Below are 9,334 nucleotides of genomic sequence, written 5' to 3'. Positions count from 1 at the left end.
GTACCGCGGGCGAATACCACCTGCACGTCCGGACATTGGGCGGCGGCGGAGGGGAGAAGGGAGCCGGCGAGGGCCGAAGCGGTGAGACCCGACGCCGCAACCACTGCGGGAGCAAGGGAACGGATGAAGTGTCGTGCAATCATGCCGCGACTGTTGCCCATGAGGACGCCTCCCAAACTGTCAATTTGGCGAAAAACTCGTCATCGTTTCCTGTATACCGAGGCGCGGCCCCAAGCGTCGGATGAAGGCCGCGTGTCGACGCACCAAATGAATCATTTGCGCGCGCATACGCGCCATCTTACGCAAACGTTTCCCGCCGTCGTTTGTCGCTGCCTGCCGCGGGTAGTCGGTCGGCGACAACGACAATGACACGGAAGGGTGACGACATGGCCACCGGTGAAACGGGTTTCGACGACGTGACGTTCGATCTGATCTCCGTTCAGTACCACTCGCTGAAGGCCGGGCACGATTACGGCCAATACGTGCGCGATGCGAAAAACGCCGGCTTGGACGACGTCGCGTCGTTCTTCACCGAGGTGATGGAGCAAGACTCCGAACGCGCGCGGCGGTGCCACGACTTGCTGGGCCGGCTGCAGGGAACGGCCGCGGCCGGTCCGGCTGCCAAATAACTGCGCAGGTTCGGCTCGGGGACAGAGGCTTTGGCGCGAAGCGGTCGTCGCGCGCCCGCCCTGGTTGCGGGTCCGGCTCTGGTGTCAGCATGGTCACATGCTGGCAACCACGGGTGCGTCGTGCGCCTTCCTTTATTAGAGTTACGTAAGGGTAATGACGGTTTTCCTAAGTAAGCACCGGGGGCGGAGAAGCACGGAGCGAGGTTGTGAACACGGACCGTTACGACGCGATCATTGTCGGCGCCGGCTTTGGCGGCATAGGGGCTGCGATCCAGCTCAAGCGTCTCGGGTACGACAACTTCCTCATCCTCGACCGCGAGGATGACCTGGGCGGCACCTGGCACGTCAACCACTACCCGGGCATCGCCGTCGACATCCCGTCGACCACCTACTCGTACTGGTTCGAACCCAATCCCACCTGGTCGCGGCTGTTCGCGCCCGGCGCGGAGGTCAAGCAGTACGCCGCGGACGTCGCCGACAAATACGACGTGCGCCGCCACATGCGGTTCAACACGACCGTGGAAGGCGCCCAGTGGGACGAGGACGCCGAGGTGTGGCGGGTGGCGCTGGCTGGCGGCGACACGCTGACGAGCCGGATGCTGATCACCGCGACGGGCTTCCTGTCCCAGCCGCGCCTGCCGGATATCGCGGGGATCGCGAGCTTCGAGGGCAAGATCGTCCACACCACCGCGTGGGATCACGACTACGACTACAAGGGGCGCCGGATCGCCGTCATCGGGACCGGGGCGTCGGCGGTTCAGCTGATCCCGGAGCTGGCCAAAGAGGCTGCGGACCTGACCGTGTACCAGCGCACAGCCACCCACGTGATGCCCAAGCCGGACTTCGAGTTCCCGGAGTCGGTGCGCCGCCTTTTCGCCCGGGTGCCGGTGGCGCAGCGCGCGCTGCGCTGGGTGACCGACGTGATCTTGGAGATCATCATGGTCGTCGGGGCGCTGCACTTTAAGGAGACCCGCGGGCGCGGGAACATCTCGGCCGCCGACCTGGCCAAAATCAACCGTTTCCGCTGGATTCGCAACAAGGAATTGCGCGCCCAGTTCACGCCGGACTACGACTGTGGCTGCAAGCGGCCCACCATGTCCAATTCCTTCTATCCGACTTTCGCCAAGCCGCACGTGCACCTGGAGACCAGCTCGATCGCGCGGATCGAGTCGGACGGCATCGTCACCGTCGACGGGCGCAAGACCGTCATCGACACCCTGGTGCTGGCGACCGGCTTCGACCTGTGGGAGGCCAACTTCCCGGCCATCGAGGTGGTCGGCCGCAAGGGCCGCAACCTGGGCAAGTGGTGGCGGGAGACCCGCTTCCAGTCCTACCAGGGCGTCTCGATGCCGTACTTCCCGAACTACTTGAGCCTGGCCAGCCCGTTCGCCTTCTCCGGACTGTCCTTCTTCCACACCATCGAGTACCAGATGCGCCACATGGACCGGCTGCTGGGCGAAGTCAAGCGCCGCGGCGCCACGACCTTCGAGGTGACCGAAGAGGCCAACGACCGTTTCATGGAGCGGATGACCAAGCGGCTGGACAACACGGTGTTCTACGCCGGCAACTGCGCGACGTCGCGGTCGTACTACTTCAGTCCCAGCGGTGAGGCGTCGCTGCTGCGGCCGACGTCGACATTGAACTCGGTGCGGGAAGCCGCGACATTCCCGCTCAGCGACTACGTCATCGCCTGACGCCACATCCGCCACACCAGCCCCCGGCCGCGGAAGCGGCCGGCAGTTTGCCCGCCTCATAGCGACAACTGCGGTGTGGGTGCGAGTTGTCGCTGCGAGGCGGGCAGTTAGGGCATCGCCTTCGTTCGGTGACGGTGAGGCCGGTGGGACGCCCGGCCGTTCGAGCATTTCCGTTTGCTTGCGCCGCCACGGGGTAATCGGCCTGAAGCATAACCGGCGGATGTTGTCCGCAACCGATGCGAACGATGATGTGGCCCAATGACTGTTGCGCGCGAGAGGAACCAAGTGATCGAAGCACCGAGGCTCAACGAGCCCAGCACGTTGTCGGCGTTGTTGCGGCTGCTGGGCGTCCAAAGCGCCTCCGCGTACCAACACCGCCCCGCCCTGACCGAGTGGCTCGCACACAACATCCCGAGCCCGGCACTGCGAGTCAGTTTGCGGGCCAACGGCTATGGCGTGCTCTTCCTGCAGTCGTTGCGACCCATGCGCTCGACCGTGTCGGGGCTGAAGGCAACCGCCTAGATCAGCAGGGCGACCGTGGTGACCACGATCAGCACCAGCACCGCCAAGCCGATGATGTAGACCGGCCGTCGCGGCGGGCCAGGAAGGTCCGCTCGTTGGCGAAGGTGAACCGGTAGTCAGGCTCTTGCTCGTCGGCACGGTCGGTGTCGGCCACGAGGCACATCGTTGCATGATGAAAGTTGTGGTCAAGGCTCTGCTGTTCGACGTGCAAGGCACGGCGACGGACTTTCATTCGACGGTGTGCGAGGAGGCTCGGCGGGTCAGCGCCGGACGGCACCCGGATGCCGACTGGCCCGAGGTGGTAAGGCGTTGGCGCGCAGGCTACTTTGCGACGTTGGAGGAGGCGCGGTCCCGCCACAGCGGGTGGGTGTCGGTGCACTCGGTGTATCGGCGGGCCCTCGACGCCGTGCTGGACGAGCGCGGCATCGCGTTCTCCGGCGCCGAACGGGACGAACTCACGGGCGCCTGGCGGCGGCTCAAGCCCTGGCCCGACGCGGTGCGCGGGCTCACGCGCCTAAAAGCCGGCTACACGCTGGCCACCCTGTCGAACGCCGACGTGTCGGCAGTCGTCGAGCTCTCCAAGCGGGCGGGCCTGCCGTGGGACGCTGTCTTCGCCGCGGAGATGGCCGGGGTGTTCAAGCCCGACCCGGCCAGCTACCGGATGGCCGCGACCTACCTCGGCCTCGAGCCCGTGGAGATCATGATGGTGGCCAGCCACAAGTACGATATCCGCGCCGCGGCCGAGCTGGGGTTCCGGACCGCCTTCGTGGCGCGCCCGCTGGAGTTCGGCGTCGACGGCGGGGCCGACGTCGCCTATTCCGACGAGTTCGACGTCAACGCGTCCGACTTTCTGGACCTGGCGGCGCAACTCGGCCGCTGATCAGCGACGCTGCCCGCCCAACGCATAAACGCCACGCATGCGCAGAGTTTAGGCACCCGTGAGCCCCGGATCGGGCTTTTCCGACGACATCGACAGAAAGCCGCGCGCGCAGCGCGCGGCCAGCAGCCAGTTCGCCGGCTTCTTCATGTCCAGCCCGCCAAGGAGCTGTTTGATCATGGTCAGCGTGTCGAAGTAAATGCGTTCGCAGACAAGCGTTTCAGCGGCGTCGAACACGAAGTAGGCCGTCATCCGGACCCGGAATCGCCTGCCGGTGGGCGGCACCTTGCCCAAATAGCCGCGATGGGTGCCCATCAGCCAGAACTCGACGATCACCGCGTCGGCGCTGTGCCGCAACGCGATGATCTCGTGGTCCTGGTCGGGAAACGCGGTGCGCGTGTAGGCGTAGTAGTCGCGCACCGCTTTGTCGCCGTCGTGAACGATCATCTGTGGGATCAGCTCGTAGCGCGGATGCGGGAACGTCGCCAACACGTCGTCCCAGTCCTGGCGGACCTCGTCGTGGAAGTGGTCGAGCACCAGCTTCTCGCGGGCGGCCAGCACCTCCGCGGAGGGGAACGCGGGAATCGTCATGCGGGTAACGATAAGCCTGGGCGAGCAGACACAAACTCGCATAATTCGGCACCGCGCAGTGCGAGTTTGCGTCTGTTCGCGGAATTCGGGGGAGCGCTACCGGGGCGGGGTCCAGGCGTCTTCAGGCTCACCGAGGCCCTCCGTTAGTGCGTGCAAACCGTCCGGCCGCCGGCCGACTGCGCGTCCGCGACGACGTTGCCGTCGAGCAGGATCCGGCAGCGGATGGGTCCGATCCCCTGCGCGCTGACCACGAACACCTGGCCCCCGAAGCCGGTGAATTCCGTCGACCACGGCAGCGGCGCGTTCACCTGGTGCAGCTGGCCGGCGTCGGTCTGGTACGAGATGTACTGCGCGACGCCGGTACCGGTCACCTCATAACGGGCCTGGGGCATCTGGGGGAGGGCGTGCGCCACTCCCGGGGCCGCCGCGACGCCAGCCAACAGAATCGAGAGCCCGCGCAGATACTTCGTCATGTTTTGCATCGTGTCACCACGCGCGGTGCTAGGGAAGCTTTCCCGCCAAGGCGAAGGGTGGGCCGGTCTAGGGTGAGTTCCACGGGGGCTGGGACGGGAAGGTGAGTATGTCGGAACACGGTCCTAAGCGTGTGGTGGTCTGGGGCACCGGCTTCGTCGGCAAGATGGTGATCGCCGAGATCGTCAAGCATCCGCTGTTCGAGTTGGTGGGTGTCGGCGTCAGCAACCCCGACAAGGTCGGTCGCGACGTCGGCGAGATCTGTGGTCTGCCCGAGCCGACGGGCATCATCGCGACCGACGACATCGACGCCCTGATCGCGTTGCAGCCCGACGCGCTGGTGCACTACGGCCCGACCGCGATGCACGCCAAGGACAACATCGCGCTGATCACCCGCTTCCTGCGGGCCGGCATCGACGTGTGCTCGACGGCGATGACGCCGTGGGTGTGGCCGACGATGCACCTCAACCCGCCGAACTGGATCGCGCCCATCACCGAGGCCTGCGAACTGGGCGAGTCGTCCTGCTTCACCACCGGCATCGACCCCGGGTTCGCCAACGACCTGTTTCCGATGACGCTGATGGGCCTGTGCTCGGAGGTGCGCCGGGTGCGCGCCTCCGAGCTGCTCGACTACACCAACTACGAGGGCGACTACGAGGTCGAGATGGGCATCGGCCGCGAACCCGAATACAGCCCGATGCTCGAAGACTCCAACATGCTGATCTTCGCGTGGGGCGCCACCGTCCCGATGATCGCCCACGCTGCCGGCATCATGCTCGACGAGATCACCACCACCTGGGACAAGTGGGTGACGCCCACCGAGCGGCACACCGTCAAGGGCGTCATCAAGGCCGGGCACGTCGCCGCCGTCCGGTTCACCATCAACGGAATCTACAAGGGCGACACCAGGATTCAGCTCGAACACGTCAACCGCATCGGGCGCGACGCCGCCCCCGACTGGCCCTCGGGCCACGACAATGACGTCTACCGGGTGGACATCGAGGGCACGCCCAGCGTCTTCCAGGAGACCGCGTTCCGCTTCACCGACGGCTCGGGCCGCGACGCGGCCACTGCCGGGTGCCTGGCGACCGGGATGCGCGCCCTCAACGCGGTGCCGGCCGTCAACGACCTGCGGCCGGGCTGGGTCACGCCGCTGGACCTGCCGCTGATCGCGGGGGCCGGCAACATTCGCTGACGCGGCACACAGCCCGCACCTAGGTTCCGCTGAGACGCGATACAGGTTCCGGCGGCACAATAACGGCTAGCCGGTTTGCGAGTCGCTGAGGTTGGGGTTGGGATATATGGCCGATGAAGCTGGGACCGCGCTGGGACTGTCGATCGGGGCCACCAACCTGGCGGCGGTCGCCGCCGGCCAGGCCATCACCCGCAAGCCCGTCCTGACGCTTTACCCCGAGCGCGCCCCCGAGGTCGGCATCCCCGCCGAGAACCCGCGGCTCGACCAGCCCGGTCTGGTGCTGACCGGATTCGTCAACCGGGTCTTTGACCCGCGCGGCATCGTGGCGCTCGACGGCTCGGTGCATCGCAGCGAACAACTGATCGCCGACGCCATGCGCGCCCTGGCCCACGCCATCACCGGCGGCCGGACCCTGCCCGAAGCCGTCGCCGTGACCTATCCCGCCCACTGGCCGACCGCGTCGGTCGACGCGGTCGGCACGGCGCTGAGCTCGGTGACCGAATGGTCCAGCCGGTCCCGGCCCCTGTTGGTGATTCCCGACGCCGCCGCCACGCTCGTCGCCGCGCGCAACAACGCCGGCCTACCGAGCCACGGCACGGTGGCCGTGTGCGACTTCGGCGGCACCGGCACCAGCGTCACGTTCCTGCGCGCCGACGGCGACTACCAGGCGCTGGCACCGACCCTGCGGCTGCGCGACTTCTCGGGCGACCTGATCGACCAGGCGCTGCTGAGCGCCGTCGTCTCCAACATGCCCAGCGCCGCGTCCTTCGACCCGGCACGCACCGTGGCGATCGGCTCGCTGAGCCGGCTGCGGACCGCGTGCCGAAGCGCCAAGGAAGAGCTGTCGTCGAAGACGGTCACCACGCTCACCGAGGGGCTGACCGGCGAAATCCGGGTCACCCGCGAGGAGCTCGACGACGCGATCCGCACGTCGCTGGACCGGTTCGTGGCGGTGCTGGAAAATGCGTTGGTGCGCAACGAGATTCACGACCTGGTCGCGGTGGTCTCCGCTGGTGGCGGCGCGCACCTCCCGTCGATCACCACCACGTTGTCGCAGTACTTCCGCGTCCCCGTCATCACCACGGCGCGCCCGGAGCTGACGGCGGCCACCGGGGCGGCGCTGCGGGCGGCGCACGGGCCCCGGGAAGCCTTCGCGGCGGCGGCGACGGCCTCGGCGCCCGCCGCGCCCGTCACGGCGACGGCGCGGGCGGCTCCGGCGGCACCGGAGAGGCCGACGGGGGCCGCGCCCGCGCAGGCCTGGTCGCAGACCGGCAACCAATCCAAGGTCACGCCTCTCGAAGAGCAGCAGGCAGCGCCCGCCAAGCGCAAGAGCCGCCTATTCCGCCTGCCGGTGTTGGCCGGAATCGTCGGCGCGGCGGCCGCGGTGGCGCTCGTAGGGACCGCAGTCACGATCGGCCTCACCTCTTCGGACAAATCGGCGACCACACCGCCTCCGGGCGTGACCAGCAGCCGGGTGCCCCCGCCCGCCAACACCGCGACGGCTCAGCCGGCGCCCCCGAGCCAGGAGGCTCCGCCGCCGCCGACCACGGACACCAACCCGCCCGCCAACACCGAGACGCCGTCCACCAGCGTCCCCTCAGCCAAACCACAGCACGCGCCGCCACTCGCGGCCGGGCCCGCCCGTCCGGTGGCCCCCCGAATCCCGGAGGTGCCGCCCATCCCGGCGGTGCCCGGTCTCGACGAACCCATTCCGGGGCTGGACCGCGTCAACCAGATCGTCCAAGGAATCGCGGGCGACTTGGGCATCAGCGGCATCCCCCAACTCGGTCCTCAGCTCGGAACGACCCGATAGGTCAATCCTTTTCGCCCTTGTTCTTCGCGGTGGCGGCCTCTTTGAGATTCTCGTTGAGGGCCTTGTCCTTGTCGATCTGGTCATTCAACGCCTGCTCGTCGCGGTCGTCGTCGGACTTCGACTGGTCCGTCGAGTCGGCTCCCTCGGGAACTTCGTGCCTGGGATTGCCGTCGTCGTCCAACCACTCGTTGACGGCGGTGCCAGAAACGCTCCCGCCGGTGCCGGGCAGCACGATGGTCGCCTTTTCCTTGTAGGCCTCCATCATTTCGGCGGCCTTCTTTTTGTCGTTCTCGTCAGGCTCGGGCTTTTCCGTCAGTTTCTGATCGGTGTCCTGGTCAGTCGACTTATCGTCCTGCACGCTCATGCAATAACCCCCTCGTAATCGCAGGTCGCGATCTGTGGGGGTTACCCGTTGCCGCGTTGTGTCGAAACTCTCACAAGCCGGATCGTTCGCGCTTGACCAGCTCGACCAGGGCCAGCGGAATCCGCATCGGCTCGGGTGCGCTTGACAGCTGCGCCGCGACCGCGCGCTCGAGCTGATCGACGAACTCCCCGGCCCGGGCATCGTGGACCCCACCGTCCAGCCCGCGCACCAGGGCGGGAAACAGCGCCGCACGGGCGAACGCCGCCCACTGCCCGCCGAACGCCTCGGCGTCGCGGTCGGCTTGGAAGCGGGCCCAGAATCGATCCTCGGCGTTGAACATCTCGAGCTGGTCGATCGTCAGGCCTTCGAAGCGCCCGCTGGGAGCGAACGGCGCACGGAAGTCCTTCTCACCGCGGGCGAAGATGGGAATCATCATCCGCCGGGCCTCCTCCTCGCGCACCAGGCCGTCGCGCACCCGGTCGCGCAGCCCCTCGAGCATCGCGTCCATCAGCGTCGGGAACCCCGCCGAGCCGTCTTCGTCGAGCGCGATCGTCATCACCACCAGCCGCCCCTCGGGGGCCAGTTCGCGCCCGCGGAACGCCACGAAGTTGTGCCAGTCCAGGGCCGCCCGATCGGCGTGTGCCGCGCGCGCCGCCTCGTCGCCGCTGTAGGCGACGTGCACGTGATCGTGCACCTCCCCGGGCATCGCGCTCAGCCACTGCGTCGCCCACGACGACCAGCCCAGGTTGACCGTCCTGGACGGCACGATCTGGCCGTAAAACGAGCGGCCGATCGACGACGCGAACGTCGCGTTGTCGAGCTGCAGGTAGCTCTCCGGGTCGTCTTCCAGGGTGTGGAACAGCGCCGAGAAGTCGTTGTCCGGTATGTCGGTGTGCGCCACCAGGATTGCGTGGTCGTGGCGCGTGCGGCGGCGAAGCACCGCGATGGCCGCCGACAACGGCTTGAGCGAATTGTGCCCGTTGGCCGCGCCATAGTCGGCGATGATGATGGGCTGCGGTGGCTTCGGCAGCGCTACCTGCTCGGCGGCGCGCTCGAACATCGCGATGGCGCGTGCCAGCCCGGCGGCCTGCAGCCGCGACGACTGGGTGTAAACGCGCTCGGGCCGGACCACAATGCTCGATTCGGGCATCCTTGGCTCAGGCCGCATGTCCCAACGA

At 67.5% G+C, this 9,334-nt stretch carries 10 protein-coding genes and 2 pseudogenes; 6 read left to right on the top strand and 6 right to left on the bottom strand.

Annotated elements, in window-relative coordinates; all coding sequences use genetic code 11:
- Window positions 1–161 (bottom strand): annotated as a pseudogene (locus A5695_RS29350) (cutinase family protein); the annotation flags it as partial.
- A gap of 225 nt (window positions 162–386) precedes the next feature.
- Between A5695_RS29350 and A5695_RS02415 the strand changes: the two are divergent.
- The 3 genes from A5695_RS02415 (at window position 387) to A5695_RS02405 (ending at window position 2,845) form a co-directional block, all read left to right on the top strand.
- Window positions 387–629: an acyl carrier protein gene (locus tag A5695_RS02415; RefSeq protein ID WP_068077677.1), complete on the top strand. Its 243-nt coding sequence runs from the start codon at window positions 387–389 to the stop codon at window positions 627–629.
- A gap of 206 nt (window positions 630–835) precedes the next feature.
- Window positions 836–2,323: an NAD(P)/FAD-dependent oxidoreductase gene (locus A5695_RS02410; RefSeq protein ID WP_068077664.1), complete on the top strand. Its 1,488-nt coding sequence runs from the start codon at window positions 836–838 to the stop codon at window positions 2,321–2,323.
- Between the two features lie 285 nt (window positions 2,324–2,608).
- Window positions 2,609–2,845 (top strand): hypothetical protein, encoded by a 237-nt coding sequence (locus A5695_RS02405; protein WP_068077662.1) that lies wholly within the window; start codon window positions 2,609–2,611, stop codon window positions 2,843–2,845.
- Window positions 2,846–2,921: 76 nt separating this feature from the next.
- On the opposite strand, the pseudogene A5695_RS30150 reads toward A5695_RS02405, so the two are convergent.
- Window positions 2,922–2,999: pseudogene (locus A5695_RS30150) on the bottom strand (hypothetical protein); the annotation flags it as partial.
- Window positions 3,000–3,014: 15 nt separating this feature from the next.
- On the opposite strand from A5695_RS30150, the gene A5695_RS02400 reads away from it, so the two are divergent.
- The gene (locus A5695_RS02400) at window positions 3,015–3,725 is read left to right on the top strand and encodes a haloacid dehalogenase type II (RefSeq protein WP_082945802.1); all 711 of its coding nucleotides are present in this window, start codon (window positions 3,015–3,017) and stop codon (window positions 3,723–3,725) included.
- Window positions 3,726–3,773: 48 nt separating this feature from the next.
- Here the strand turns inward: A5695_RS02400 and A5695_RS02395 are convergent, their stop codons facing one another.
- Together A5695_RS02395 and A5695_RS02390 are read right to left on the bottom strand one after the other, a co-directional pair.
- A complete protein-coding gene (locus A5695_RS02395) occupies window positions 3,774–4,313 on the bottom strand; it encodes an ester cyclase (RefSeq protein WP_068077660.1) in 540 nt (179 codons plus the stop codon).
- Between the two features lie 143 nt (window positions 4,314–4,456).
- A complete protein-coding gene (locus A5695_RS02390) occupies window positions 4,457–4,786 on the bottom strand; it encodes an MmpS family transport accessory protein (RefSeq protein ID WP_197515333.1) in 330 nt (109 codons plus the stop codon).
- A 107-nt stretch (window positions 4,787–4,893) separates the two neighbouring features.
- On the opposite strand from A5695_RS02390, the gene A5695_RS02385 reads away from it, so the two are divergent.
- Both A5695_RS02385 and A5695_RS02380 read left to right on the top strand, forming a co-directional pair.
- Window positions 4,894–5,979 carry a dihydrodipicolinate reductase gene (locus A5695_RS02385; RefSeq protein ID WP_068077657.1) on the top strand — a complete coding sequence of 362 codons (1,086 nt, stop codon included), beginning with the start codon at window positions 4,894–4,896 and terminating at the stop codon, window positions 5,977–5,979.
- A 106-nt stretch (window positions 5,980–6,085) separates the two neighbouring features.
- Window positions 6,086–7,792, top strand: a complete 1,707-nt coding sequence (locus A5695_RS02380; protein ID WP_068077655.1) for an Hsp70 family protein — start codon at window positions 6,086–6,088, stop codon at window positions 7,790–7,792.
- 1 nt (window position 7,793) lies between these two features.
- Here the strand turns inward: A5695_RS02380 and A5695_RS02375 are convergent, their stop codons facing one another.
- A complete protein-coding gene (locus A5695_RS02375; protein WP_068077653.1) occupies window positions 7,794–8,156 on the bottom strand; it encodes a hypothetical protein in 363 nt (120 codons plus the stop codon).
- 70 nt (window positions 8,157–8,226) lie between these two features.
- Complete coding sequence (locus tag A5695_RS02370; protein ID WP_068077651.1) at window positions 8,227–9,324, bottom strand: SAM-dependent methyltransferase; 1,098 nt, start codon at window positions 9,322–9,324, stop codon at window positions 8,227–8,229.
- Between the last annotated feature and the right edge of the window lie 10 nt (window positions 9,325–9,334).

The sequence above is a fragment of the Mycobacterium sp. E1747 genome (assembly GCF_001667775.1).
Taxonomy (GTDB): domain Bacteria; phylum Actinomycetota; class Actinomycetes; order Mycobacteriales; family Mycobacteriaceae; genus Mycobacterium.
Note: the sequence above shows the minus strand (reverse complement) of the source record. Positions and strands in the feature narration are given on the sequence as shown.